We start from the raw sequence: 25,005 nt of genomic DNA, 5'->3' as shown, positions 1-25,005 counted from the left end.
TCGCAAACTCATTTGTGGAGCATCGGCTCCCCAAGACGGGTCCCGTGACGGCCCGGCAGACATTAAGTTAGAGTTGAGCGGAACAGACTCAACCTTGACGGCGTTGGACTACGCGACGAGATTTTGAACTACGTATCAGAAACGGAGGTGTCGTGGACTCTTTCAACCCGACCACCAAGACGCAGGCGGCTCTGACGTCGGCACTGCAGGCGGCATCGTCCGCGGGCAACCCCGAAATCAGGCCGGCCCATCTGTTGATGGCGCTGCTGACCCAGAACGACGGGATCGCCGTCCCCCTGTTGGAGGCTGTCGGTGTCGAGCCCGCCGCCATCCGCACTGAGACCCAGCGACTGCTGGACCGGTTGCCGCAGAGCAGCGGAGCCAGCTCGCAACCCCAGCTGTCCCGCGAGTCGCTGGCGGCGATCACCACCGCCCAGCACCTGGCCACCGAGATGGACGACGAGTTCGTCTCCACCGAGCACCTGCTGGTCGGCCTGGCCACCGGTGACTCCGACGTCGCCAAGGTGCTTACCGGCCACGGCGCGTCGCCGCAGGCGTTGAGTGACGCGTTCGTCAAAGTGCGCGGCAGCGCGCGGGTGACCAGCGCCGACCCCGAAGCCACCTATCAGGCGCTGGAGAAGTACTCCACCGACCTCACCGAACGCGCCCGCGACGGCAAACTCGACCCGGTCATCGGGCGCGACAACGAGATTCGTCGGGTGGTGCAGGTGCTGAGCCGCCGTACCAAGAACAACCCGGTGCTCATCGGTGAGCCCGGCGTCGGCAAGACCGCGATCGTGGAGGGTCTCGCCCAGCGCATCGTCGCCGGCGACGTGCCGGAAAGCCTGCGCGACAAGACCGTCGTCTCCCTGGATCTCGGATCGATGGTGGCCGGCGCCAAGTACCGCGGCGAGTTCGAGGAACGACTCAAAGCCGTCCTCGACGACATCAAGAACTCCGCCGGGCAGATCATCACGTTCATCGACGAGCTGCACACCATCGTCGGCGCCGGTGCCACCGGCGAATCGGCGATGGACGCCGGCAACATGATCAAGCCGATGCTGGCCCGCGGCGAACTGCGACTGGTCGGCGCGACCACGCTCGACGAGTACCGCAAGTACATCGAGAAGGACGCCGCGCTGGAGCGCCGTTTCCAGCAGGTGTTCGTCGGCGAGCCGTCCGTGGAGGACACCGTGGGCATCCTGCGCGGCCTCAAGGACCGCTACGAGGTGCACCACGGCGTGCGGATCACCGACTCCGCGCTGGTGGCCGCGGCCACGCTGTCCGACCGCTACATCACTGCGCGTTTCCTGCCGGACAAGGCGATCGACCTGGTCGACGAGTCCGCGTCGCGGCTGCGGATGGAGATCGACTCCCGTCCGGTGGAGATCGACGAGGTAGAGCGGCTGGTCCGTCGGCTCGAGATCGAAGAGATGGCGCTGGCCAAGGAAGAGGATGCCGCCTCACGCGAGCGACTGGAGAAGCTGCGCGCCGAACTGGCCGACTACAAAGAGAAGCTGGCCGAGCTGACCACCAGATGGCAGAACGAGAAGAACGCTATCGACGTCGTCCGCGAACTCAAGGAACAGCTGGAAACGCTGCGCGGCGAAGCCGAGCGCGCCGAGCGCGACGGCAACTACGAAAAGACCGCCGAACTGCGCTACGGCCGCATCCCCGAGCTCGAGAAGAAGCTCGACGCGGCGATCCCGCAGGCCGAGGCCCGCGAGAACGTGATGCTCAAGGAGGAGGTCGGCCCCGACGACATCGCCGACGTGGTGTCGGCGTGGACCGGCATCCCAGCGGGACGGCTGCTGGAAGGTGAGACCGCCAAGCTGTTGCGCATGGAAGACGAGCTGGGCAAGCGCGTCGTCGGGCAGAAGAAGGCCGTGCAGGCCGTGTCCGACGCGGTGCGCCGCAGCCGGGCCGGGGTAGCCGACCCGAACCGGCCCACCGGCTCGTTCCTGTTCCTCGGACCGACCGGTGTCGGTAAAACCGAGCTGGCAAAAGCGTTGGCGGACTTCCTGTTCGACGACGAACGCGCCATGGTCCGCATCGACATGAGTGAGTACGGCGAGAAGCACTCGGTGGCTCGGCTGGTCGGTGCGCCGCCCGGCTACATCGGTTACGACCAGGGTGGTCAGCTGACCGAGTCGGTGCGCCGCCGGCCCTACACCGTGGTGCTGTTCGACGAGGTGGAGAAGGCCCACCCGGATGTGTTCGACGTGCTACTGCAGGTGCTCGACGAGGGCAGGTTGACCGACGGCCAGGGCCGCACGGTGGACTTCCGCAACACCATCCTGATCCTGACCTCCAACCTCGGCTCCGGTGGCACCGAGGAGATGGTGATGGCGGCGGTGCGTTCGGCGTTCAAGCCGGAATTCATCAACCGCCTGGACGATGTGCTGATCTTCGACGGCCTCAACCCCGAGGAGCTGGTGCAGATCGTCGACATCCAGCTGGTCCAACTGGCCAAACGACTCGCCCAGCGGCGGTTGCAGCTGGAGGTGTCGCTACCGGCCAAGCAGTGGCTGGCGCACCGCGGATTCGACCCGGTGTACGGGGCGCGACCGTTGCGCCGGCTGGTGCAGCAGGCGATCGGCGATCAGCTGGCCAAGATGCTGCTGGCGGGCGACGTGCACGACGGCGACGTGGTGCCGGTCAACGTCAGCGCGGACGGGGACTCGCTGGTCCTCGGTTGATCCGCCCGGTGTCCGTCGCCGCCTGCAGCAGCTGGCGGGCCACCGGGGTGGCGACGGTTTGGCGCAACAGTTGGTCTTCGATGCGCAGGCCGGTCGGCAGGTCCGCGGACGCGGCGTCCACCGCGAGTTTGGCTGCCGCGATCGCGGTCCCCGGGGCGGCCGCGATCCGGCGGGCCAGCCGGTCGACGAACCGGCGTAACTCGTCGGCCGGCAGCGCCCGATTGAGGTAACCCCAGGCCTGGGCGGTCTCGGCATCGACGTCCAGACCGCCCAGGATCACTTCGAGAGCCCGCGACCGGCCCACCAGCCGCGGCAGCCGCTGGGTGCCGCCACCACCGGGAACGATGCCCACCGACACCTCCGGATGGCCCAAAACCGTTGTGCCGGTTGCCCCGTAACGCATGTCGAAAGCCATGACCAGTTCGCAGCCGCCGCCGCGGCACACCCCTTCGATGACGGCGATGGTCGCTTTCGGCAGGGTCCGCACCCGCTCGGTGAGGGCGTGGAAGAGCGACAACTCCTCATGCAGCCCGACGTCATCGGGTGGCAGGTGCGCGATCAGCGCCACGTCCGCGTGCGCGATGAAGGTCTGCGGGTCCGCCGAGTCCAGTACCAGCACCCGCACCCCGTCATCGGCGGCCACCTCGATGAGCAGCCGGTCGAGTTCGGTGAGCAGTGCGACATCGAGCAGGTTGATCGGCGGATTGTCGATAGACGCCCGGCAGATCCCATCCCCGGCGGCCACACGCAGCAGCCGATAGTCCCGGTAGTGCATGGACACCTCGCCTATGTTTGTCCGCCGCCGCTTCCGCCGGTACCCGCGGTACCGCCGCTGCCGCCGATGGTGCCGTTCGGGGGCTGACCCGGCCCGCCGGGTCCACCCCCGAGTCCGAGCTCGAGCATTCCGGGTCCGCCGGCGCCGCCGCTGCCGCCGTCCCCACCGGGCCCGCCGCTGCCGGAGTCGGAGTCGCCGCCGTCACCTCCGGTACCGCCGCTACCACCGTCGCCACCCGGTTCGAGCGGCGTCCCGCGGCCACCGTCGCCACCATTGCCGCCCATGCCGCCGTTTCCGCCGCTGCCGGCACCGATTCCCTGGCCGCCGTCGCCGCCGTCGCCGCCGCCACCCCCGGGCGCGTTGCCCTGGCCTACGGTGCCGCCGTAGCCGCCTTGCCCGCCAGTGCCGCCGGCCCCGCCGGGATCACCGGCACCACCCGTGCCGCCGTCTCCGCCGTCACCACCGGACAGCACGGCGGCGTTACCGCCGATACCGCCGTCCCCGCCCTTACCGCCGGTGCCGTTGGTGGCGTTGCCGCCCTCACCGCCCGTGCCACCGTCACCGGCTGCCGCGTTTGCGGTCCGGCCCTCTCCGCCGGTTCCGCCGTTCCCGCCCTGACCGGCGGTGCCGTTGGCGGCGTCGCCACCTTTGCCGCCGCTGCCACCGTTACCGGCGCTGGTTCCGGTCGACGTACCGCCGTCGCCACCCGCGCCGCCATGACCACCCGCGCCTGCCGTGCCGCGTCCACCGTCTCCGCCGTCCCCGCCGAGGCCGCCGTTGACTGCTCCACCCCCAAGCACGTTCGAGCCGCCACCTGCGCCGCCCTTTCCGCCGTTTCCGCCGGTTACGCCGTCGCCGCCAGCACCGCCTTCGCCTCCTGCGCCGCCCGACCCGCTGGCTGAGAAGAATATGGCGCGACCGCCGTCTCCGCCGTCACCGCCGGTTCCGCCCGCAGCCTGGGTGCCGCCCTGGCCGCCGGCGCCGCCGTTCCCGCCGTCGCCCCCGCTGCCGTTGCTGGTCGTCAGCGTGCCACCGTTACCGCCTCTGCCACCGTCGCCCGCGGCGAAGGTAACGCCGTCACTGCCCTGGTCGCCTGCCGAAGAGCCCAGCCCGCCGTGCCCTCCGGTTCCCGCCGTCCCGGAGTTGCCCCCGTCGCCGCCGTCGCCACCGGGGCCGCCGATCGGGGTGGCGAAGGTTGCCGAGGTTCCAATGGCACCGTTTCCGCCCTTGCCGGCAACGCCGGCATCTGCGCCGTCACCGCCGTCACCGCCGGCACCGCTGAGCGCCTGCCCACCCACTCCGGTCCCACCCGTCCCGCCGTCGCCACCGCGGCCGCCGTCACCGCCGGCACCCGCGTCGCCGCCGTCGCCGCCGTCTTGCCCGGCGAGGACGGCGGTGGCTCCTTCAACGCCATTGCCGCCGGTGCCGCCGTGGCCGGCATTTCCGCCGGTCCCGCCCATACCCCCGACGCCGCCTGCGGTGCCACCGTTTCCACCGTCGCCCCCACTGCCGCCATCGCCACCTCTGCCGCCATCGGTGCCGTCTCCGGTCACGGCGGTGTAACCGGCCGACCCGTCGGCCCCGTCGCCGCCGATACCCCCGACCCCACCGTTGCCGTACTTGCCCCCGTCGCCGCCGTCGCCGCCGTCCGCGCCGTTGGCGCCCGGGATGGTGCCGTCGGCGCCGGTGCCGCCGGCTCCGCCGTCACCTCCGGTGGTCGGGGAGGACCCGGCAGCTCCGTCTGCACCCCGGGTGGAACCCGCGCCACCGGCACCGCCGCCACCGCCGAGCCCCGGGTCGCCGCCCTTGCCGCCGGCACCGCCGACGCCGGCATTGACGGTCCAGGTGCCGGTGGCGCCCGCCCCGCCGTCACCGGGTGCGTTGCCGGCCCCGCCGGTGCCACCTGCGCCACCGACTCCCTGGGCGGCGGTCTGGCCCAGGACGTTGGTGCCGCCCGCGCCACCCGCGCCACCGTTGCCGCCCTGACCGCCGGATCCGCCGTTGCCGCCGTCGGTGCCGTCGGCGCCGCGAACGGGACCGACGGCGCCGTCGTGCCCCAAACCGCCTGCACCACCCGCGCCGCCCGCCGCACCTGCGCCGCCGATACCGCCGCTGCCGAGCAGGCCGCCGCCTCCGCCGGCACCGCCGTTGCCCCCGCTGCCACCCTGGCCGCCAGTGGCGCCGTCCGGAGCGCCGGCTATGCCGTCCGCGCCGCTCGCCCCGGTCGCGCCGGCCCCACCGTTGCCGCCGACGCCGCCCGTACCGATCAGTCGGGCCGCCCCGCCGGCTCCGCCGTCGCCCCCGGCGCCACCGGGTATCGCGGCGGCACCACCCGCCCCGCCGGCCCCGCCGTTGCCCAGCAGCCAGCCACCGCTGCCGCCGGCACCGCCCGCGGCGCCGGCCCCACCGGTGCCACCGTTGCCGCCGTTGCCGATCAAACCGGCGGCACCACCGGCGCCGCCGGCAACGCCCGGTGTGCTGGGCGAGTAACCGTTGCCGCCGTTGCCCCACAGCAGACCCCCGGCGCCACCGTTGGGGCTGGCCGCCGTGCCGCCGGCACCGTTGCCGATCAGTGGGCGTCCCAGCAGGGTTTGCGTAGGTGCGTTGATGAGCTGTTCGACCAGCTGAAGGGGAGCGGTGTTCGCGGCTTCAGCTGCGGCGTATGCCCGTCCCGCCCCGCCAAGCACCGCGGCGAACTGGTCGTGATACGCCGCCGCCCGGGCCACCAGGAGCTGGTAGTCGCGGCCATAGTTGCCGAACAGGGCGGCGATCGCCGCGGAGATCTCGTCCCCGGCGGCGGCAAGCACGCCGGTGGTCGGTATCGCGGCGACCGTGCTGGCCTGCGTGACTGTCGAGCGAATGCCGACCAATTCGTCGGCCGCTTGTTGCAGAGCTTGCGGGGTGACCAATAGTGCCATGGTGAATCCATTCAAGAGCGGGGAATTTGTTCGCTGACGGCAGGTGAGCTGCAACGACGTTACTCAGCCCGCCACTGGTTCGTCGGGCTTTTGCCGAATCGGTAGGCCTGACGTATTTCGGCTATTGGCCAAATGAATTTCATGAAATACGAATCAATGAAAATGGCCGTGCAATTCGCCTGCTGCCCGCCCGCCGCACCGTTCCGCCACGCCGGTCACCGCACCTGTGACGCGGTTGTGACCTGCTCGGATTCTGTGTTCCACCCGCACAACAGATAAGCTGTGCTGCGATGGTCCCGCTCTGGTTCACACTGTCCGCACTGTGCTTCGTCGGTGCGGCGGTGTTGTTGTACGTCGATATCGATCGACGTCGCGGACGCAGCAGACGCCGCAGGTCGTGGGCCAGATCGCACGGGTTCGACTACGAACGCGAATCGACCGACATCCTGCACCGGTGGAAGCGCGGCGTGATGTCGACGGTCGGTGATGTCCCGGCCCAGAACGTCGTGCTGGGCCAGATCCGCGGCGAAGCGGTGTACATCTTCGACCTCGAAGAGGTCGCCACCGTGATCGCGCTGCACCGCAAGGTCGGCACCAACGTGGTGGTGGACCTGCGACTCAAGGGACTCAAGGAGCCACGGGAAAGCGACATCTGGCTGCTCGGTGCGATCGGGCCGCGGATGGTCTACTCCACCAACCTCGATGCGGCCCGGCGGGCCTGCGACCGGCGGATGGTCACTTTCGCCCACACTGCCCCCGACTGCGCCGAGATCATGTGGAACGAGCAGCACTGGACGCTGGTCGCGATGCCGATCGCCAGCACCCGTGCCCAGTGGGACGAGGGCCTGCGCACCGTCCGCCAGTTCAACGACCTGCTGCGGGTGTTGCCGCCGCTGCCCGCCGACGCAGCCGAGGAGCCCGGCGAACCCGAGAATCTGCGTGCTCCGGGCCGTCCGTTGGCTTCGGCCGCCCGCGCGGAGTTGCCGTCGCGGCGTACGCAAGCCGACCCGGCCGCCGGGATCATGTCTGATCTGGGACGGCGGGCGGCGGAGCCCGTCCGCCGCGAGGAGAGCCGTCCCGAAGGCGCTCCGCGTCCGCCGCGAGCGGGACGCAACGGCCAGCAGGCCAGCAACTACCAGCACTGAGAGTTCATGCCTCGACCTGTTGCGTTGATCACTGGGCCCACGTCCGGAATCGGTGCGGGCTACGCGCGCCGGTACGCCCACGACGGCTACGACCTGGTCCTGGTTGCCCGCGACGCGGTGCGCCTCGAGCAACTCGCCGACGAATTGGCCGCGCAGCCGGGCGCGGTCGAGATCCTGCAAGCAGACCTGGCCGATGCCGACGACCGTGCCAAGGTCGCCGAACGGCTGGCCGCCGGGGTGCGGGTGCTGGTGAACAACGCCGGTTTCGCCACGTCTGACGAATTCTGCGACGCCGACCCCGCAGTCCTGCAACAGCAGCTCGACGTCAACGTCACCGCGGTGATGCACCTGACCCGGGCCGCGTTGCCGGCCATGCTCGACGCCGGCGCCGGCACCGTGATCAACATCGCCAGCGTGGCCGGGCTGCTGCCCGGCCGGGGATCGATGTACGCCGCGTCCAAAGCCTGGGTGGTTTCGTTCACCGAGGGCCTGGCCGACGCCCTGCGCGGCACCGGCGTCGGGGTGCACGCGGTGTGTCCGGGATACGTGCACACCGAGTTCCACGCCCGGGCCGGGGCGGACGTGACGAGGGTTCCGTCGTTCCTGTGGCTCGAGGTCGACGAGGTGGTGCGCGAAAGTCTCGCCGACATCGCCCGCGGCAAAGTGGTCAGCGTGCCCAGCCTGCGGTACAAGGCTCTGATCGGTGCCAGCGGCGTGGTGCCGCGCGGTGTTCTGCGGGCCGGCACCGGGCGGTATTCACCCCGCAGGGTGATCGCCGCGGTCAACCGACGGATCGGCGGCGGCCGTGGCCGCACCTGAGCGCGCCGAACTCGCCGACCTGGTGCGCCGGCTGTCGGTGGTGCACGGTCGGGTCACGCTGTCGTCGGGCAAGGAGGCCGACTACTACGTCGATTTGCGCCGCGCCACCCTGCACCACCGCGCGTCCGCGCTGATCGGCCGGCTGATGCGCGAGCTCACCCACGACTGGGACTACGCGGTGGTCGGCGGCCTGACGCTGGGGGCCGATCCGGTGGCCACCGCCGTCATGCACGCGCCGGGCCGCCCGATCGACGCATTCGTGGTCCGCAAGTCGGCGAAAGCCCATGGCCTGCAACGGCTTATCGAAGGTTCCGAGGTGTCCGGTCAACGCGTGCTGGTGGTCGAGGACACCAGCACCACCGGCGGTTCGGCGCTGACGGCGGTGCGCGCCGTCCAGGATGCCGGCGGTGAGGTGGTCGGCGTGGCCACCGTGGTGGACCGGGCAACCGGTGCCGCGGAAGCCATCCGGGCCGAGGGGTTGCCGTACCGCAGTGTGCTGGGCCTAGCTGACCTGGGGCTGGGCTAGGGTCGCTGCGTGCGCGTCCCGGTGGTGTTGGCCTTCGTGCTGACCACTGTGCTGGCCACGGTGCTCGGCTGTTCGGGCTCGGATCATTCCGGTCGCATCTACGGCGCGTTCCGCGCCCACGTCGGAGAATCGCAGGCGGTGCTGGGCTGGAACGTGTCGGTCACCAACCTGCGCTGGTCCGACGACTATGTGCTGTTCGACGTCGACGCGTCGCCGACCGATCCGCACCAGCCGCACGCCAAGGCCGAAGAACTGCGTTTCGGCCTCTACGGCGCGCTGTCGCATCCGATGGAGTCGACCGGGCTGGGCAGCTGCGACGAAGCGGTCACCAAGGTGTCCGACATCGTCTCGCCGTTGAGAGCGCCACCGGACCGGCTCACCGGCACCGCGTGCCTGGGATCCACGAAGGACCGCAGCGCCGTGCGCGGGGTGTACCTGTATTCGCCGCACGACCGCATCGCCGGCACCGCGGCCGCCTACCCGGCGGCGTTCCCGGTGGGCCTGTTGCCGACCAAGGAGAGCGACACCGGCCTGGTGGTGAAGACCACCAGCGTGTCGGCCTGGCGCGCCGACGGCGTACCGGTGAATCAGGCCCAATTGAGCAACCCCGCGGCGTTCAACGGCAACGGCTACATGTTGTTGGGCCTGCAGGCCGACGCCGAAGGGTCGCGGTATCGCGACGACTCCGCAACGCGGGGCGGGCCGCTGATGCTGACGGCCGCGCCGACGCTACCCGGCAAGGGGTTGAACCCGGGGTGCACGGCCTACGGGTCCTCGGTGCTGCTGCTGCCGGACGCCTCACGGGATGCGGTGCAGGTCAACGCATCCCTGTGCACGCAGGGTGAGATCAACCAGGCGTTGCTGTACGCGACGGTCGCGATCGTCGGCACCCACGCCGCGGTGTGGACCACCAAGTGACCGAGCCGGGGCCCACCGAATGGGGTGTGCCGGCCGCCGGAGTCGGACCGTGGTCCGGGGACCTGCCCGACGATCCCAGATACGACCCGGAGCTGCTGCGCGACGGCGATACCCGCAATGTCGTCGATGCCTACCGGTACTGGACCCGGGCGGCGATCGTCGCCGACATCGACCGGCGCCGGCACAGCCTGCACATCGCCATCGAGAACTTCGGCCATGACGCCAACATCGGGTCGGTGGTGCGCACCGCGAACGCGTTCGCCGTCGACACCGTGCACATCGTCGGCCGTCGGCGCTGGAACCGGCGCGGCGCCATGGTGACCGACCGCTACCAGCGGTTGCGCCACCACGACAGCACCGCCGAGTTGATGGAGTTCGCGGCGGGCGCCGGGCTGACCGTCGTCGCGGTGGACAACGTCCCCGGTGCCGCCCGGCTGGAAGGGACCACCCTGCCGCGCCGCTGTCTGCTGGTTTTCGGCCAGGAAGGGCCGGGCATCACCGACGACACCCGCGGCGGCGCGGCGCTCACGGTGTCGATCGCCCAGTTCGGCTCGACCCGCAGCATCAACGCCGGGGTGGCTGCGGGCATCGCGATGCACACCTGGATCCGCCAGCACGGTGATCTCTCCCAGGCTTGGTAGGGCAGGATCGACAGGTATGGACCAGGTATGGGCGAACCGCGCCGCCAGCTCCGAAGCCGCCGTCACGCAACGGAATCTGACCCGGCTGTGGGGTCTGCCCGCCACCCAGCTCGGGGTGGTGGCCTGGCCGTCGAATCGGCAAGACCGGCTGTTCGGCACCTGGCACTACTGGTGGCAGGCCCACCTGCTGGACTGCCTGATCGACGCGCAGTTGCGGGACCCGCAGCCGGAGCGGCACACCCGGATCAACCGGCAGGTCCGCTCGCACCGGTTGCGCAACAACTTGCGCTGGACCAACAGCTACTACGACGACATGGCCTGGCTGGCGCTGGCGCTGGAACGGGCGGCCCGCCTGGTCGGGGTGGAGCGCAGCCGCGCGCTGCCCAAGCTGGCCAGGCAGTTCGTCAACGCCTGGATGCCCGAGCATGGCGGCGGCATCCCGTGGCGCAAACAGGACCGGTTCTTCAACGCACCCGCCAACGGTCCGGCGGGCATCTTCCTGGCCCGCTACGAAGGGCACCTGCGGCGGGCGCAGCAGCTGGCCGACTGGATCGACGAGACCCTGATCGACCCTGACAACCACCTGGTGTTCGACGGCATCAAAGAAGGTTCACTGGTCCGCGCGCAATACACCTATTGCCAGGGTGTGGTGCTCGGGCTGGAGACCGAACTGGCCAAACGCACCCACGACGACCGGCACCGGCCGCGGGTGCACCGCCTGGTTGCCGCGGTTGACAACGAGATGGCGCCCGCCGGTGTGCTGCGGGGGGCCGGCGGTGGCGACGGCGGTCTGTTCGCCGGGATCACCGCGCGCTATCTGGCGCTGGTCGCCACCGACCTGCCGGGGGACGCCGCCGAGGATGTGGCGGCCCGGGACACCGCTGCCAAGATCGTGTTGTCCTCGGCGAAGTCGGCGTGGGAGAACCGCCAGACGGTGGACGGGCTACCGGTGTTCGGCGCGTTCTGGGACCGCGACGCCGAGATACCCGTCGCCGCCGGCAAAGAGGCGCAGTTCGTGGCGGGCGCGGTGAACAGCTCGGAGATCCCGGAGCGGGACCTGTCGGTGCAACTGTCGGGCTGGATGCTGATGGAAGCCGCCCACAGCGTCGCGTCAGTCGGGAAGCACTAGCGGATCGGCCTCGTCTTCGGGCGCCGCCGCAGCGGCCCGGCGTCGGCCGCGAAAGCCTTTCCACGCCGCGATGAACGCCGGGATCATCGACACGAACAGGATGCCCAGGATGATCTTTTCCAGATTCTGGTGCACGAACGGCACGTTGCCCAGGAAATAACCGGCGATGGTGACGCCGCCGCCCCACAGCACGCCGCCGACGATGTCGAAGGCCAGATACACCGGGTAGCGCATGTAGGACACGCCCGCCACCACCGGGGTGAACGTCCGGACGAACGGCATGAACCGGGCCAGGATGATGGCCCACGGTCCGTACTTCTCGAAGAACGCGTGCGACTCGGTCACGTAGTGCTGCTTGAAGAAGCGGGAGTCCTCCCGCTTGAACAGCGCGGGGCCGATGCGCCGACCGATGAAATATCCCGTCTGGTCACCGAGGATCGCGACCACGGCGACGGCCGGTGCCAGCACCCAGATGTCCAGCGTCCCTTTGGCGGCCAATAATCCGCCGGTGAACAGCAGCGACTCGCCGGGCAGCAGCGGGAACAGCAGACCCGTCTCGACGAAGACGATGACCAGGATGGTCGGCAGTACCGCGGAGGCGAACAGACCCTCCGGGCCGATCCAGAACATCGGGTCCAGGATGCTGCCGGAGGCTACGACGGTAGTGCTCATGATGCTTCAACATACCGGCGTTGTAATACTGAGTAGGCCCAGTCTCTAGGTCTTGAGAAGAGTCTCTGTAGGAGGAGCCGTTCCATGCCCATCGCAACCCCTGAGATTTACGCCGAGATGCTGGGCCGCGCCAAGAAGAACGCCTACGCGTTCCCGGCCATCAACTGCACCTCGTCGGAGACCGTCAACGCCGCCATCAAAGGGTTCGCCGACGCCGGCAGCGACGGCATCATCCAGTTCTCGACGGGCGGTGCGGAGTTCGCGTCCGGCCTCGGGGTCAAGGACATGGTGACCGGCGCGGTGGCGCTCGCCGAGTTCACCCACGTCATCGCGGCGAAGTACCCGATCAACGTGGCCCTGCACACCGACCACTGTCCCAAGGACAAACTCGACACCTACGTGCGGCCGCTGCTGGCGATCTCCGCGGAACGGGTGCGCGCGGGGAACAATCCGTTGTTCCAGTCGCACATGTGGGACGGCTCGGCGGTCCCGATCGACGAAAACCTGGAAATCGCCCGCGAGCTGCTCAAGCACGCGGCCGAGGCCAAGATCATCCTCGAGATCGAGATCGGGGTGGTCGGCGGCGAGGAGGACGGCGTCGCCAACGAGATCAACGACAAGCTGTACACCACGCCGGAGGACTTCGAGAAGACCATCGACGCGCTGGGGCACGGCGAACATGGTCATTACCTGCTGGCGGCGACGTTCGGCAACGTGCACGGCGTCTACAAGCCGGGCAACGTGAAGCTGCGCCCCGACATCCTGGCGCAGGGGCAGAAGGTGGCGGCCGCCAAGCTCGGGTTGTCCGACGACGCCCAACCCTTCGACTTCGTCTTCCATGGCGGGTCCGGCTCGGAGAAGTCCGAGATCGAGGAGGCCCTGCGGTACGGCGTGGTGAAGATGAACGTCGACACCGACACCCAGTACGCGTTCACCCGCCCGCTGGCGGGCCACATGTTCACCAACTACGACGGCGTGCTCAAGGTCGACGGCGACGTGGGCTCGAAGAAGGTCTACGACCCGCGCAGCTATCTGAAGAAGGCCGAAGCCGCAATGGCCGAGCGGGTGGTGGAGGCCTGCAACGACCTGCACTGCGCGGGCAAGTCCCTCGCGGGCTAACTGGACTGGCAGATCTTCCACTGGTCGTCGCGGAACTGCAGGTCCAGGCTGCGCGTCGAGCGCGTCTGCGGGTCGTAGGCCATGAACGTGGTGATGTTGGCCTCAGCGTGCTGGCCGTTGACGACCACCTGGTCGATGTTGGCGATCACCGGAAACTGCTTGGCCGCCGAGACCCGCCGGTAGGTTTCTGACCAGGCTTTCTCGTCGTACTCCACGTAACCGTCGCGGGTGGTCCCGCAGGTGATGCTGCGCAGCGCGGTCAGGTCGCCCCGCTGGATCGCGATGTCGAAATTCTGGATGGTCTGCTTGACCTGGTCTTCCTGCGACGCTTTCGGATGGTCCTTGCGGGTCAGCAGGACGGTGCCGAAGATGGCGATCGCCGCCAGTGCCAGCACGATCACCACGATGGCCAGCACCCAGCCCCAGTTGCGGTTCTTGAACGACGCCTTGCCCCCGGTCCGCCCGGGGATCGACTGGGGCACGGCCGCTTTGGCGGGTGGCGTCGGCTGGGCGGCGGGCGGCTGGGTCTGGAACGCCTCGGTGGCCGCCTCCGGCGCCGTGGCGATCACCTGGGTTTCCTTCTCGTCGAAGCCGGGTGCGGTGAAGCGCCGTTCCGGTTCTTCGGCCTCGGCCGGTTCGCTGGCCGCCACCGGTTGCTGCTTGGCGAGTTTCAGCGTCTCGGTTTCGGCCTCACCGGATGCCGGCGGTGGGTTCTGGGTTTCGCCGGGGTCGCGCTGGCTGCCCGGTTTGCCGCGGAAACCGGTGCGGTCGCGGCCTGGCTCGGGTGCGTTGGGCATAGAAGGAGCTTAGCGACCCAACCGCGGCTGGTGTGCTCACCGCGGCAGCCGAATTGGCAGAATGGGCCGCATGACACCGATGGGTGACCTTCTGGGACCTGATCCGATCCTGCTGCCCGGCGACAGCGAAGCCGAAGCCGAGTTGCTGGCTGGCGAGAAGCCGGGCATCGTCGCCGCGACGCACCCGTCGGCGTCGGTGGCCTGGGCTGCACTCGCCGAAGAGGCGCTGGCCGAGGACAGGGCGATCACCGCCTACGCGTACGCGCGCACCGGCTATCACCGGGGCCTGGACCAGCTGCGCCGCAACGGCTGGAAAGGGTTCGGGCCGGTGCCTTACCAGCACCCGCCGAACCGGGGTTTCCTGCGCTGCGTGGCCGCGTTGGCGCGCGCCGCCGACGCCATCGGGGAGACCGACGAGTTCCGGCGCTGCCTGGATCTGCTCGACGACTGCGACCCCGGCGCGCGGCCCGCCCTGGGGCTGTAGTCAGAACGTCTCTTCGCAGTGGCCGTCCGGGCAGTCGATCTGGACGGTGGCGTGCTCCAACCCGCGCGCCGACAGCACCGCGCGTGCCTCGTGCAGCACCCGGCCCGAGTCGCTTGCGCTGGTCAGGTGTGCGGTGACCATGTCCTTGCCGGGGGAGAGCGTCCACACGTGCAGGTCGTGCACCTCGGTGACCCCGTCCACCGCACCGAGCGCCGACCGCAACTCGTCGACGTCGATGTGCGCGGGAGACGATTCGGACAGGATGCGCAGTGCCGCCCGGGCCAGCGCGATCGCCCGCGGCAGCACCCACAGCGCGACCAGCACCGCGACCACCACGTCGGCGTAGGGCCAGTGCGTCGTGACGGTGACTATCCCGGCGATCAGCACCCCGATGCTGCCGACGGTGTCGGCCACCACCTCCATGTAGGCGCCCTTGACGGCCAGGCTGTCCTCGGAGTGCGAGCGCAGCAGCATGGCCACGGCGAAATTGGCGGCCACTCCGGCCAGCGCCACCACGATCATCGGCAGGCCTGGCACGGTCGGTGCGCCGCCGAGCCGGTCGATCGCCTCGTAGAGGATGAACGCCGCCACCCCGACCAGCAGCGCGGCGTTGGCCACCGCGGTGAACACCTCGGCACGATGCCAGCCGTAGGTGCGGTTCGGCGACGAGCTGCCTTTGCGAGCGAGGACGACGGCGGCCAATCCCATGAAGACGGCCACCACATCGGTGAGCATGTGGCCGGCGTCGGCCAGCAGCGCGATGGAGTTGATCAGCAACGACGTGGTCAGCTCGATGACGAAGAACGTCGCCAGGATCGCGGCGGCGCCGATCATCTTGGGGATCATCCGCGAGGCGTCCGCCTCGGCGGGGGTGTGACTGTGTCCGGCGCCCATGGCGAGTAATATATGCGCAATCACGCATATATCGCAACAGTGCCAGCGCCGCGACACTGAATCCACGCACCCGACACGCCGGACGGGGTGGGCGTGCTTACCGGCTCGGTGGCCAGCACGCCGGCACACCTAGAACAACGAACCCCAGAACCGGGTCAGCCCGGCGCCCATCCCCGACAGCCGCGGCGACACCCCCGACAAGCTGAAGAGTTCGTAGACGAGCCCGAAGAACCACTGACTCGTCACCGGCGACAACAGCACGAACAGCAGAAAGAAGACGCCCCACTGCTTGGCGGGGGCCACCGCGCGCTGGGTCTGCGGGCTCAGGTGCGGCTCCAGCGCGTCGTAGCCGTCCAGGCCCGGGATGGGCAGCAGGTTCAACAGCACCGCGGTGATCTGCAGGAACCCCAGAAACGCAACTCCGGCCCACAGCACCCGGTGCGACGGCTGGTAGCACCACCGGACCGTCGTCAACAGCAACACGGCCAGCAGGAGATTCATCGCCGGCCCGGCCAGGCTCACCATGGTGCGCCGCGCCGGAGACATGGACCCGGTCCGCACATAGACCGCGGCCCCCGGCAGCCCGATACCGCCCAGGGCGATGAACACCATCGGCAACACCAGTGACAGGCCGAGATGGCTGTAGCGGCGGGGATCCAGCGTGAGGTAACCGCGCACCGCGACATCGTGGTCACCGAATCGCCAGGCGGTGTAGGCATGCCCGAACTCGTGCAGGCACAGCGACACCAGCCACCCCGCGATGACGAAGACGAACACGCCAGCGTAAGCAAGCGGCCGCACCGTGGATCCGGCCGCCCAGGCCAGCGCGGCGCCGACTGCGGTCAACCCGACCAGGCCGAGAAAGATCGGGCTAGGCCGCACCGATTCGTGCACCCGCCGATCGCTCACCGGTCGAAGCTACCGGACCAGCAACCAGCCCTCGACGTTGCGGTAGAACGTCGATCGACGCACCGGACGCTTGGCCGGCACACCGTCACGCAGCACGCGGGCGCCGGGGGTGCCCAGCTGGGCGGCACGCCCGCTCACCCAGCGCGGCCAGCGGCCCGCCAACCCCGCCCGCAGACCCGGGATCGCCGCCGTGGGCTCGATCCACACCTCGGCGGCGTCCCCGTCGAACAGCACGGTGTCGTCGACGATCGCCTCGCCACGGATCGCCGGCGACCCCTCGGCCGGCACCCAGCTGGCCCGTCCCACCAGCACCGTCCCGGTCTCGTCGCGGATCAGCGGGACCCGGCGCGCGGTGCCACCGACGGCCCGTCGCGCCGCCCGGGATCCCGTCGGCAACCGGTAGGCCCGGCTGGCGCGGGTGCGCCCGCGCGGGACGTACGCCACTTCGACGTCCAGCCGGTCGACGCGCAACAGCCGGGTCAGTACGGCGGCCAGGTCGGCGTCGGCACCGACGACAACGAGCCGCCGATAGCGGCCCGGGAGGGTACTGATGTCGGTTCCGCCGACATCCAGACCTCGCAACGCGGGCGGCAGCGGTCCCTCGTCGAACGGCAGAACCGCCACGCTGACCGCGGTTTCCGCTCGGTTAATAGGCGCGTTCATGACACTCCTTGCGCACCGCAGGATAGGGTAGGTCACCGGCTGGACCACAATAAGCGGGCATAACCCGCCAGACGAGGTGGGAGCACGTCATGCCGGCAATCGTGCTGATCGGCGCCCAATGGGGCGACGAAGGCAAAGGCAAGGCCACAGATCTGCTCGGCGGACGCGTGCAGTGGGTGGTGCGCTACCAAGGCGGCAACAACGCCGGGCACACCGTCGTGTTGCCGACCGGTGAGAACTTCGCGCTGCACCTGATCCCGTCCGGCGTGCTGACCCCGGGGGTCACCAACGTCATCGGCAACGGCGTGGTGATTGACCCGGGCGTCCTGCTCGACGAGCTCAAAGGCCTGGAAGACCGCGGTGTCGACACCTCCCGGCTGCTGATCTCCGCCGACGCCCACCTGCTGATGCCCTATCACGTGGCCATCGACAAAGTCACTGAGCGCTACATGGGCAGCAAGAAGATCGGCACCACCGGCCGCGGCATCGGACCCTGCTACCAGGACAAGATCGCCCGGATCGGAATCCGGGTCGCCGATGTGCTGGACCCCGACCAGCTGACCCACAAGGTGGAGGCGGCACTGGAGTTCAAGAACCAGGTGCTGGTCAAGATCTACAACCGCAAAGCGCTCGAACCCGGCCAGGTGGTCGAGGCACTGCTGGAGCAGGCCGAAGGTTTCCGGCACCGCATCGCCGACGCCCGGCTGCTGCTCAACAACGCACTGGACGCGGGCGAGACGGTGCTGCTGGAAGGCTCGCAGGGCACCCTGCTCGACGTCGATCACGGCACCTACCCCTACGTCACCTCGTCGAATCCGACGGCCGGTGGCGCGGCGGTGGGTTCGGGCATCGGCCCGACCCGCATCGGCACGGTGCTGGGGATCCTGAAGGCCTACACCACCCGGGTGGGCTCGGGCCCGTTCCCGACCGAACTGTTCGACGAGAACGGCGAATACCTGTCCAAGACGGGCGGCGAGTTCGGTGTCACCACCGGCCGGCGTCGCCGTTGCGGCTGGTTCGATGCCGTCATCGCGCGATACGCGACCCGGGTCAACGGGATCACCGACTACTTCCTGACCAAGCTCGACGTGCTGTCCAGCCTGGAGACGGTGCCGGTGTGTGTCGGCTACGAGGTCGGCGGCAAACGCACCGACGAGATGCCGATGACCCAGAGCGACCTGTGTCACGCCACCCCGGTGTACGAGGAGCTGCCCGGCTGGTGGGAGGACATCTCGACCGCCCGCGAGTTCGACGACCTGCCCGCTAAGGCCCGCGACTATGTGCTGCGGCTGGAAGAGCTTGCCGGAGCGCATGTTTCGTGCATCGGCGTGGGTCCCGGGCGCGACCAGACCATCGTGCGCCGGGACGTCCTGGCGGCGCGTCCGTGACCGACCCGGACCCCAAGGACCTCGACCCCGAATACGAGCACCACGGCGGCTTCCCGGAATTCGGGCCGGCCGATCCCGGTGCGGGTTTCCGGCGCTTCGTCACCGCCATGCGCCGGGTCCAGGATCTTGCGGTGTCCGCTGCGCCCGACGACGACGTGTGGGACAGGGCCGCCGAGCATGCCGCCGCGCTGGTCGAGTTGCTGGGACCGTTTCAGGCCGCCGAAGGTATCTCACCTGCCGGCCGGACGCCGGATCTGCCCGGCATGGGCAGTTTGCTGCTGCCGCCGTGGGACCTGACCCGTTACGGTCCCGACAGCGTGGAAATGACCGGTCATTTCAGCCGTTTCCACGTCGGCGGCAACATGGCGGTGCACGGGGGAGTGCTGCCGTTGCTGTTCGACCACACGTTCGGCATGATCTCGCACGCAGCCGGCCGGCCGATCAGCCGGACCGCCTTCCTGCACGTCGACTACCGCAAGGTCACCCCGATCGATGAGCCGCTGTCCATCCGCGGGCGGGTCACCCGCACCGAGGGGCGCAAAGCGTTCGTGTCCGCGGAGCTGGTGGATGCCGACGAGAACCTGCTCGCGGACGGCAACGGGCTGATGGTGCGGCTGCTGCCCGGTCAGCCCTGATCGCTACTGCTGCTGGGGATCCGGCGGCACCACGATGATGGTCGCCCCGGGGATGGCGGCCAGCGTCGCCGCCAGATTGGCCACCACGCCGGGCGGCAGCCCGGACGGCAACCCCGGAAACTGCACGCCCGCAGCGGCGGCCGGGATCGCGGGCGTGTTGGCCGCGGGCCGGGTGGCGGCCGCACCGGCGGCCGGGGCCGCCTGGGTCGGCGTCGACGACGCACCGGCGCGCGCTGCCAGCCCGGCCAGACCGGTGCCGGCCAGACCGGCCGCGGCCAAGCCCACATAGCCGCCACCTTCGCCGCCGGTGAACAGCGGTGTGGTGCCGGGGAACATCGCGGCGACTTGACGCACCGCCGGGGGCAGGAACCAGCTCTGCGGCACCGAGAGCCCGTTGAGGCTGGCCGAATTGCCGGAGATCGCGGCGGCCCCCGCTGCGATCGGTCGCGGCGCCAATGCGGCCCGCCCGAGGTACGGCTCCTCGGCAAACCCCGCCTGGCCGGCCTGGAGCTCGTTCTGTTCGAGCTCGTTGCCGGCCTGCAGCTCCTGCTCCTCGACCTCGTCGCTGCGAACCTCTTCGCTGAACTGCCCCAGCGCGACGACCAGGCTGGCAGCCGAGAGGCCCAGCGTGCCGAGCACCAGCAGGTCGAGGTCCTCGAACGGGTTCGGTAGGCCGGCGATCAGGTCGCCGATCACGTCACCCACCGTGGCTGCCGGCGCGGCCGCAGCGGCAGCGGCGTCGGTGGTGGCCGGGGGCGAGGTGAACGGATCCAACTGCGAGGCGGCCTCGGAGTTGCCGGCGTAACCGTCCATCGCGACGATGTCCTGCGCCCACATCTCGCCGTAGTTGGCCTCGGTGGTCGCGATGGCGGGGGTGTTCTGCCCGAAAATATTGGTCCGGACCAGCGACATCGCCGTGCTGCGATTGGCCGCAACCGCCGCGGGCGGCACCGTGGCCGCATAGGCCGCCTCGTAGGCGTTCGCAGCGGCCAGCGCCTGGGCGCGGGCCTGTTCGGCTTGGACGGCAGTGCCGCGCATCCACGTCAGGTACGGCGTGACCGCGGCCGCCATCGACAGTGACGACGGCCCCAACCACTCCTGGCTGGTAAGGCCGGAGATCACCGCGGCGTACGACTCCGCGGCCGCGTTGAGTTCGCCGGCCAGCCGCTCCCAGGCAGCCGCGGCCTGCATCAATGGCCCCGATCCGGGTCCGGCGTAGATACGGGCCGAATTGATCTCGGGGGGCAGCTCGCCGAAGTCCAGGCCCTGCATCGCGTTACACCCCGGCCGAACCGGTCGCGGCGGCGTTGCCGGTCTCGGTGGCCGCATACGAGCCACCGCCGGATGCCAGCGCGGCGACGAACTGCTCGTGCACGGCCGCGGCCTGCGCACTGACCAGCTGATACATGTTCGCGTGGTAGGCGAACCGCAGTGCCGTCGTTGCCGACACCGCGTCTGCGGCCGCGGGCGGCAGCGCGGTGGTGAGGGCGGCCGATGCATCGTTGAGAGCACGCATGGCCGCCCCGATACACGCCAGGTCGTGCGCGGCTGCGCCCAGCGCCTCCGGCTGGGTCGTCACGAACGACATGCACCCTCCCTCGGCCCTCGGCCAGAACTCACAGCGACTCAGCAGAGTTTCACAAGAGTTTCACGAAAATTCAAAATATGAGGCGAGAAGCGTGGTTGCGGCGGCCGCCCCTATCCTTGACCCGTGACCACAGAGCAGGCCGAGGAGGCTGGGCCGCCGCGAGTTCTGCTGCTGGGTGCCGACGAAGCGGCTCAGGAGCTGACCGTCGCGTTGCAGCGGCTGGGTGCCGAAGTGTTCACCGCCGATGCCGAGACGTGGACCGACGCCGAGGAGCTCACCGCGACCACGCAGGCCTTGGCGCCGGATTTCGTGGTGACGCTCACCGGGGCAGCCGTGACCGGTCTGGCAGATCCGGACATCGAGCTGGTGCCCGGGGCGCAGGCCGTGCAGCTGACCTCCGACCGGGAGGGTCTGCGCCGGCTGGCCGCGGACGAACTCGGCCTGCCCACCGCGCCGTTCTGGTTCGTCGAAACGCTCGCCGAACTCGAAGCGGTCGGCGCCCACGCCGGGTTCCCGATCCTGGTCAAGTCCGCCGCCGGCACCGGGCGGTCCCTGGTTCGTGCCGGCGACGAGATCGCAGCTGCGTGGGCACGCGCCACCGAGGGTGGTGTCGGCCGGGTCTGGGCCGAGACGGTGGTCGACGTCGAATTCCTGGTCACCCTGATCGTGGTCCGGACCGAAGGCCCGAACGGGCCGGTCATCGAGTTCTGCTCACCGATCGGGCACCGCAGGCAGGCCGGGGAACTGGAATCCTGGCAACCCCAGCAGCTGACCACCGCCGCCCTGGACGCGGCCAAGTCGATCGCCGCGCGGATCGTCAAGGCGCTGGGCGGGCGCGGCGTGTTCAGCGTCGAACTGATGATCAACGGGGACGAGGTGTACTTCGCCGAGGTCACGACCGGTCCGCCGGACAGCGCCTGGGTCACCCTGCGCAGTCAGCGACTCTCGGTGTTCGAGTTGCAGGCCCGCGCGATTCTGGGGGTGGCGGTCGACACCATGATGGTCTCGCCGGGAGCTGCCGTTCTGCTCGACCGGGGGCCCGCGGCCCCCGGTGCCGACGTGCTCGCCGCAGCGCTCAGTGTCCCGGAAAGCGACCTGCGGATATTCGATCCGGCCGCCGCCGACGCACCCGGCATTGCCACGCCGAATCGGGTGTTGGCGCTGGCCACCGCGCCCGAGGTGGCCGCCGCCCGCGACCGCGCCCGGCAGGTCGCGACCCGGCTGAATATGCGAGACTCTCGCGGGTGAGTTACGCAGGAGACATCACGCCCCTCCAGGCCTGGGACATGATCGTGCAGAACCCCGAGACCGTGCTGGTGGACGTGCGCACCGACGCCGAGTGGAGTTTCGTCGGCGTCCCCGATCTGTCCAGTCTGGGCCGCGAGGTGCTGTTCATCGAGTGGAACAAATTCAACGGCCAGCACAACGAGAACTTCCTGACCGAGCTGCGCGACCAGCTCCCGTCCGCCGGGGCGCCAGATCGCCCGGTGGTCTTCCTGTGCCGGTCGGGCAACCGGTCCATCGGCGCCGCGGAGGTCGCCACCGAGGCCGGCATCACGCCGTCCTACAACGTGCTGGACGGTTTCGAAGGCCAGCTCGACGCCCAGGGCCACCGGGGTGCGACGGGCTGGCGCGCGGTCGGGCTGCCCTGGAGACAGGGTTAGATGGCTGAGCTGCCCGACGGTGTCGGCCCGGCAACCCTGGGGGTGCGCGGCGGCCTGACGCGCACCGGCTTCGAGGAGACCTCCGAGGCACTGTTCCTGTCGTCCGGCTATGTCTACCCGTCGGCGGCGGTTGCCGAGCAGTCGTTCACCGGCGAGGTCGAGCACTACGTCTACTCCCGCTACGGCAACCCGACCGTGAGCATGTTCCAGGAGCGGCTGCGCCTGATCGAGGGCGCCCCGGCGGCGTTCGCGACGGCCAGCGGCATGGCCGCGGTGTTCGTCTCACTCGGTGCGCTGCTGGGCGCGGGCGACCGGCTGGTCGCCGCCCGCAGCCTGTTCGGTTCCTGCTTCGTGGTGTGCAACGAGATCCTGCCGCGCTGGGGGGTGGAGACCGTCTTCGTCGACGGTGACGACCTGTCCCAGTGGGAGGAGGCGCTGTCGGTGCCCACCCAGGCGGTGTTCTTCGAGACCCCCTCGAACCCGATGCAGTCGCTGGTGGACATCGCCGCGGTCACCGAATTGGCCCACGCGGCGGGGGCAAAAGTGGTGCTGGACAACGTCTTTGCGACCCCACTGCTGCAGCAGGGTTTCCCGTTGGGCGTCGACGTGGTGGTGTATTCGGGCACCAAGCACATCGACGGCCAGGGCCGGGTGCTCGGTGGGGCGATCCTGGGCGATAAGGAGTACATCGACGGCCCGGTGCAGAAGCTGATGCGGCACACCGGCCCGGCGCTCAGTGCATTCAATTCCTGGGTCATGCTGAAAGGCCTTGAGACACTTGCGGTCCGGGTCCAGTACAGCAATTCCTCGGCGCAGCGCATCGCCGAGTTCCTGGAGGGTCATCCCGCGGTCAGCTGGGTGCGCTACCCGTTCCTGCCGTCGCACCCGCAGCACGATCTGGCCAAGCGCCAGATGACCGGCGGCGGAACGGTTGTCACGTTCGCACTGGACGCCGCAGCGGATGCCGCCAAACAGCGGGCCTTCGAGGTGCTGGACAAGCTGCGGCTGATCGACATCTCCAACAACCTGGGCGACACGAAATCACTGGTGACACACCCGGCGACCACGACGCACCGGGCGATGGGACCGGAGGGCCGCGCCGCGATCGGTCTCGGCGACGGCGTGGTGCGGATCTCGGTCGGACTGGAAGGCACCGACGATCTGATCGCCGATATCGACCAGGCCCTGAGCTAACCGGCTTTCTGCTCGGCTTTCTCCGCTTGTTCGGCGGCGGCCAGTGCGCCCTGGCTCTCGGCGGCGGAGAGCCCCTGGCTCTCCTCCATCCACTTGGTCACCACTCGGGCGTAGATCATCTGGCTGGTGATGGCCATCTGCCCGCGGGTGCGGCCCAGGAACGAGATCACCCAGGAGAACAGCGCGGCGATCCGGTTGCGGTGGCCGACCAGATACGCCAGGTGCAGCACCAGCCACGCCAGCCAGGCGATGAAACCGCCGAACTCCAGCTTGCCGACCTGCGCCACCGCGCTGTACCGCGAGATGGTGGCCATGCTGCCCTTGTTGAAGTACTTGAACGGTTCGCGGGTGGCCGGGTCGTCCTTGCCCTTGACCATGTGCTTGATCACCGTGGTCGCGTACTTCGCGCCCTGGATCGCGCCCTGGGCCATGCCGGGCACACCTTCGACCGACGCCAGGTCGCCGATGACGAAGACGTTGGGGTGTCCCTTGACGGTCAGATCGGGCTCCACGACCACCCGGCCGGCTTTGTCGGTCTCGGTGCCGTCGGACTGCTCGGCGACCATCTTGCCCAGCGAACTGGCCTGCACGCCGGCCGCCCACACCTTGACCGCACATTCGATGCGGCGCTCGCCGGCGTCCTTCTCCTTGATGGTGATGCCCTTGTAGTCGACGGCGGTCACCATCGCATTGAGCTGCACCTCGACGTCCATCTTCTCCAGCCGGCGTTGCGCTTTGCCGCCCAGCTTCTCGCCCATCGGGGGCAGCACCAGCGGCGCCGCGTCGACCAGGACCACCCGGCACTCGCTGGGCGTGATGGTCCGGAATGCCCCGGCCAGCGTGCGTTCGGCGAGTTCGACGATCTGCCCGGCCACCTCGACGCCGGTGGGCCCGGCACCCACCACCACGAAGGTCAGCCGGCGTTCCCGCTCGTCGTGGTCGGTGCTGACTTCGGCGGCTTCGAACGCGCCGAGGATGCGGCCGCGCAATTCCAGCGCGTCGTCGATGGTCTTCATACCGGGCGCGAAGGTGGCGAACTCGTCGTTGCCGAAGTAGGACTGCTGGGAGCCGGACGCGACGATGAGGCTGTCGTACCCGGTCACCGTCTCCATGTCCATCAATTTCGACGTGACCGTCTGGGCCTTCAGGTCGATGGCGTTGACCTCGCCCAGCAGGACCCGCACGTTCTTCTGCCGGCGCAGGATCAACCGGGTGGTCGGGGCGATGTCGCCTTCGGAGAGGATGCCGGTGGCCACCTGGTACAGCAACGGCTGGAACAGGTGGGTGGTGGTCTTGGAGATCAGGGTGATGTCGACGTCGGCCCGCTTGAGCTTCCTGGCCGCGTTCAGGCCGCCGAACCCGCTTCCGATGATGACGACGTGGTGGCGCTTGTCGGCAGTCGAGGCCTCGCTGGATGGCGTCATGGTC

24 protein-coding genes are annotated in these 25,005 nt (G+C 69.6%); 14 read left to right on the top strand and 10 right to left on the bottom strand.

The genetic code is table 11. The annotated features are described in order from the left end of the window. The first annotated feature begins 152 nt into the window (after positions 1 to 152). Positions 153 to 2,699: an ATP-dependent chaperone ClpB gene (gene clpB / locus AC5Y3Z_RS15685; protein ID WP_463825507.1), complete on the top strand. Its 2,547-nt coding sequence runs from the start codon at positions 153 to 155 to the stop codon at positions 2,697 to 2,699. On the opposite strand, the gene AC5Y3Z_RS15680 is transcribed toward clpB, so the two are convergent. Together AC5Y3Z_RS15680 and AC5Y3Z_RS15675 are read right to left on the bottom strand one after the other, a co-directional pair. After that, positions 2,665 to 3,474 (bottom strand): enoyl-CoA hydratase/isomerase family protein, encoded by an 810-nt coding sequence (locus AC5Y3Z_RS15680; RefSeq protein WP_463825508.1) that lies wholly within the window; start codon positions 3,472 to 3,474, stop codon positions 2,665 to 2,667. The genes clpB and AC5Y3Z_RS15680 overlap by 35 nt on opposite strands. 11 nt (positions 3,475 to 3,485) lie before the next feature. Further along, the gene (locus tag AC5Y3Z_RS15675; protein ID WP_473139484.1) at positions 3,486 to 6,392 is read right to left on the bottom strand and encodes a PE family protein; all 2,907 of its coding nucleotides are present in this window, start codon (positions 6,390 to 6,392) and stop codon (positions 3,486 to 3,488) included. 290 nt (positions 6,393 to 6,682) lie between these two features. On the opposite strand from AC5Y3Z_RS15675, the gene ttfA reads away from it, so the two are divergent. Genes ttfA through AC5Y3Z_RS15645 form a run of 6 tightly spaced genes read left to right on the top strand, consistent with a single transcriptional unit; the run spans position 6,683 to position 11,570 of the window. Further along, a complete protein-coding gene (gene ttfA, locus AC5Y3Z_RS15670) occupies positions 6,683 to 7,537 on the top strand; it encodes a trehalose monomycolate transport factor TtfA (protein WP_463825510.1) in 855 nt (284 codons plus the stop codon). Between the two features lie 6 nt (positions 7,538 to 7,543). After that, on the top strand, positions 7,544 to 8,356 hold the full coding sequence (locus AC5Y3Z_RS15665) for an SDR family NAD(P)-dependent oxidoreductase (RefSeq protein ID WP_473139483.1): 813 nt from the start codon (positions 7,544 to 7,546) through the stop codon (positions 8,354 to 8,356). Further along, complete coding sequence (gene pyrE, locus AC5Y3Z_RS15660) at positions 8,343 to 8,882, top strand: orotate phosphoribosyltransferase (RefSeq protein ID WP_463825512.1); 540 nt, start codon at positions 8,343 to 8,345, stop codon at positions 8,880 to 8,882. The genes AC5Y3Z_RS15665 and pyrE overlap by 14 nt, the downstream gene beginning before the upstream one ends. A gap of 9 nt (positions 8,883 to 8,891) precedes the next feature. After that, positions 8,892 to 9,800, top strand: coding sequence for a hypothetical protein (locus tag AC5Y3Z_RS15655; RefSeq protein ID WP_473139482.1), 909 nt, complete (start codon positions 8,892 to 8,894; stop codon positions 9,798 to 9,800). After that, positions 9,797 to 10,441 (top strand): TrmH family RNA methyltransferase, encoded by a 645-nt coding sequence (locus tag AC5Y3Z_RS15650; RefSeq protein ID WP_473139481.1) that lies wholly within the window; start codon positions 9,797 to 9,799, stop codon positions 10,439 to 10,441. Before AC5Y3Z_RS15655 ends, AC5Y3Z_RS15650 begins: the two co-directional genes overlap by 4 nt. A gap of 16 nt (positions 10,442 to 10,457) precedes the next feature. Continuing rightward, complete coding sequence (locus AC5Y3Z_RS15645) at positions 10,458 to 11,570, top strand: glycoside hydrolase family 76 protein (RefSeq protein ID WP_473139480.1); 1,113 nt, start codon at positions 10,458 to 10,460, stop codon at positions 11,568 to 11,570. Here AC5Y3Z_RS15645 and AC5Y3Z_RS15640 read toward each other — a convergent pair. Continuing rightward, positions 11,553 to 12,242, bottom strand: a complete 690-nt coding sequence (locus AC5Y3Z_RS15640; protein WP_463825516.1) for a VTT domain-containing protein — start codon at positions 12,240 to 12,242, stop codon at positions 11,553 to 11,555. The two genes, AC5Y3Z_RS15645 and AC5Y3Z_RS15640, sit on opposite strands and share 18 nt — an antisense overlap. 84 nt (positions 12,243 to 12,326) lie before the next feature. Between AC5Y3Z_RS15640 and fbaA the strand changes: the two genes are divergently transcribed. After that, positions 12,327 to 13,361: a class II fructose-bisphosphate aldolase gene (gene fbaA, locus AC5Y3Z_RS15635; RefSeq protein WP_463825517.1), complete on the top strand. Its 1,035-nt coding sequence runs from the start codon at positions 12,327 to 12,329 to the stop codon at positions 13,359 to 13,361. On the opposite strand, the gene AC5Y3Z_RS15630 is transcribed toward fbaA, so the two are convergent. Continuing rightward, positions 13,358 to 14,158, bottom strand: coding sequence for an Rv0361 family membrane protein (locus tag AC5Y3Z_RS15630; protein ID WP_463825518.1), 801 nt, complete (start codon positions 14,156 to 14,158; stop codon positions 13,358 to 13,360). The two genes, fbaA and AC5Y3Z_RS15630, sit on opposite strands and share 4 nt — an antisense overlap. A gap of 70 nt (positions 14,159 to 14,228) precedes the next feature. Between AC5Y3Z_RS15630 and AC5Y3Z_RS15625 the strand changes: the two genes are divergently transcribed. Further along, on the top strand, positions 14,229 to 14,642 hold the full coding sequence (locus AC5Y3Z_RS15625; protein ID WP_463825519.1) for a DUF3151 domain-containing protein: 414 nt from the start codon (positions 14,229 to 14,231) through the stop codon (positions 14,640 to 14,642). On the opposite strand, the gene AC5Y3Z_RS15620 is transcribed toward AC5Y3Z_RS15625, so the two are convergent. From AC5Y3Z_RS15620 to AC5Y3Z_RS15610, 3 genes are all read right to left on the bottom strand, one after another. Continuing rightward, complete coding sequence (locus tag AC5Y3Z_RS15620) at positions 14,643 to 15,536, bottom strand: cation diffusion facilitator family transporter (RefSeq protein WP_473139479.1); 894 nt, start codon at positions 15,534 to 15,536, stop codon at positions 14,643 to 14,645. A 129-nt stretch (positions 15,537 to 15,665) separates the two neighbouring features. Continuing rightward, positions 15,666 to 16,445 (bottom strand): site-2 protease family protein, encoded by a 780-nt coding sequence (locus AC5Y3Z_RS15615; RefSeq protein WP_473139478.1) that lies wholly within the window; start codon positions 16,443 to 16,445, stop codon positions 15,666 to 15,668. A gap of 9 nt (positions 16,446 to 16,454) precedes the next feature. After that, a complete protein-coding gene (locus AC5Y3Z_RS15610) occupies positions 16,455 to 17,108 on the bottom strand; it encodes a peptidase M50 (RefSeq protein ID WP_473139477.1) in 654 nt (217 codons plus the stop codon). Between the two features lie 89 nt (positions 17,109 to 17,197). Between AC5Y3Z_RS15610 and AC5Y3Z_RS15605 the strand changes: the two genes are divergently transcribed. Together AC5Y3Z_RS15605 and AC5Y3Z_RS15600 are read left to right on the top strand one after the other, a co-directional pair. Further along, positions 17,198 to 18,496 (top strand): adenylosuccinate synthase, encoded by a 1,299-nt coding sequence (locus tag AC5Y3Z_RS15605; protein WP_473139476.1) that lies wholly within the window; start codon positions 17,198 to 17,200, stop codon positions 18,494 to 18,496. Continuing rightward, a complete protein-coding gene (locus AC5Y3Z_RS15600; RefSeq protein ID WP_473139475.1) occupies positions 18,493 to 19,131 on the top strand; it encodes a PaaI family thioesterase in 639 nt (212 codons plus the stop codon). The genes AC5Y3Z_RS15605 and AC5Y3Z_RS15600 overlap by 4 nt, the downstream gene beginning before the upstream one ends. Before the next feature lie 3 nt (positions 19,132 to 19,134). On the opposite strand, the gene AC5Y3Z_RS15595 is transcribed toward AC5Y3Z_RS15600, so the two are convergent. Both AC5Y3Z_RS15595 and AC5Y3Z_RS15590 read right to left on the bottom strand, forming a co-directional pair. Further along, positions 19,135 to 20,394, bottom strand: a complete 1,260-nt coding sequence (locus AC5Y3Z_RS15595) for a PPE family protein (RefSeq protein WP_473139511.1) — start codon at positions 20,392 to 20,394, stop codon at positions 19,135 to 19,137. Positions 20,395 to 20,407: 13 nt separating this feature from the next. After that, entirely contained in the window at positions 20,408 to 20,719 is a 312-nt protein-coding gene (locus AC5Y3Z_RS15590; RefSeq protein WP_473139474.1) for a PE family protein, read from the bottom strand. A gap of 123 nt (positions 20,720 to 20,842) precedes the next feature. Between AC5Y3Z_RS15590 and AC5Y3Z_RS15585 the strand changes: the two genes are divergently transcribed. The 3 genes from AC5Y3Z_RS15585 to AC5Y3Z_RS15575 are packed head-to-tail and all read left to right on the top strand — an operon-like array spanning position 20,843 to position 23,577. Then, entirely contained in the window at positions 20,843 to 21,967 is a 1,125-nt protein-coding gene (locus AC5Y3Z_RS15585) for an ATP-grasp domain-containing protein (RefSeq protein ID WP_473139473.1), read from the top strand. Continuing rightward, the gene (locus AC5Y3Z_RS15580) at positions 21,964 to 22,383 is read left to right on the top strand and encodes a rhodanese-like domain-containing protein (RefSeq protein WP_473139472.1); all 420 of its coding nucleotides are present in this window, start codon (positions 21,964 to 21,966) and stop codon (positions 22,381 to 22,383) included. Before AC5Y3Z_RS15585 ends, AC5Y3Z_RS15580 begins: the two co-directional genes overlap by 4 nt. After that, a complete protein-coding gene (locus tag AC5Y3Z_RS15575) occupies positions 22,384 to 23,577 on the top strand; it encodes an O-succinylhomoserine sulfhydrylase (protein WP_463825528.1) in 1,194 nt (397 codons plus the stop codon). It abuts the gene before it with no gap. On the opposite strand, the gene AC5Y3Z_RS15570 is transcribed toward AC5Y3Z_RS15575, so the two are convergent. Next, positions 23,574 to 25,001, bottom strand: a complete 1,428-nt coding sequence (locus AC5Y3Z_RS15570) for an NAD(P)/FAD-dependent oxidoreductase (protein ID WP_463825529.1) — start codon at positions 24,999 to 25,001, stop codon at positions 23,574 to 23,576. The genes AC5Y3Z_RS15575 and AC5Y3Z_RS15570 overlap by 4 nt on opposite strands. Positions 25,002 to 25,005: the final 4 nt, after the last annotated feature.

Source organism: Mycobacterium sp. NGS61 (assembly GCF_059812325.1).
This window is presented reverse-complemented; position numbering and strand designations above follow the sequence as displayed.

Coding starts and splice junctions, on each gene's coding strand:
- AC5Y3Z_RS15630 (WP_463825518.1), bottom strand. CDS start 14,158: ATGCCCAACGCACCCGAGCCAGGCCGCGACCGCACCGGTTTCCGCGGC.
- AC5Y3Z_RS15645 (WP_473139480.1), top strand. CDS start 10,458: ATGGACCAGGTATGGGCGAACCGCGCCGCCAGCTCCGAAGCCGCCGTC.
- AC5Y3Z_RS15590 (WP_473139474.1), bottom strand. CDS start 20,719: ATGTCGTTCGTGACGACCCAGCCGGAGGCGCTGGGCGCAGCCGCGCAC.
- AC5Y3Z_RS15680 (WP_463825508.1), bottom strand. CDS start 3,474: ATGCACTACCGGGACTATCGGCTGCTGCGTGTGGCCGCCGGGGATGGG.
- AC5Y3Z_RS15675 (WP_473139484.1), bottom strand. CDS start 6,392: ATGGCACTATTGGTCACCCCGCAAGCTCTGCAACAAGCGGCCGACGAA.
- AC5Y3Z_RS15640 (WP_463825516.1), bottom strand. CDS start 12,242: ATGAGCACTACCGTCGTAGCCTCCGGCAGCATCCTGGACCCGATGTTC.
- AC5Y3Z_RS15625 (WP_463825519.1), top strand. CDS start 14,229: ATGACACCGATGGGTGACCTTCTGGGACCTGATCCGATCCTGCTGCCC.
- fbaA (WP_463825517.1), top strand. CDS start 12,327: ATGCCCATCGCAACCCCTGAGATTTACGCCGAGATGCTGGGCCGCGCC.
- AC5Y3Z_RS15605 (WP_473139476.1), top strand. CDS start 17,198: ATGCCGGCAATCGTGCTGATCGGCGCCCAATGGGGCGACGAAGGCAAA.
- AC5Y3Z_RS15620 (WP_473139479.1), bottom strand. CDS start 15,536: ATGGGCGCCGGACACAGTCACACCCCCGCCGAGGCGGACGCCTCGCGG.
- ttfA (WP_463825510.1), top strand. CDS start 6,683: ATGGTCCCGCTCTGGTTCACACTGTCCGCACTGTGCTTCGTCGGTGCG.
- AC5Y3Z_RS15570 (WP_463825529.1), bottom strand. CDS start 25,001: ATGACGCCATCCAGCGAGGCCTCGACTGCCGACAAGCGCCACCACGTC.
- AC5Y3Z_RS15665 (WP_473139483.1), top strand. CDS start 7,544: ATGCCTCGACCTGTTGCGTTGATCACTGGGCCCACGTCCGGAATCGGT.
- AC5Y3Z_RS15575 (WP_463825528.1), top strand. CDS start 22,384: ATGGCTGAGCTGCCCGACGGTGTCGGCCCGGCAACCCTGGGGGTGCGC.
- AC5Y3Z_RS15610 (WP_473139477.1), bottom strand. CDS start 17,108: ATGAACGCGCCTATTAACCGAGCGGAAACCGCGGTCAGCGTGGCGGTT.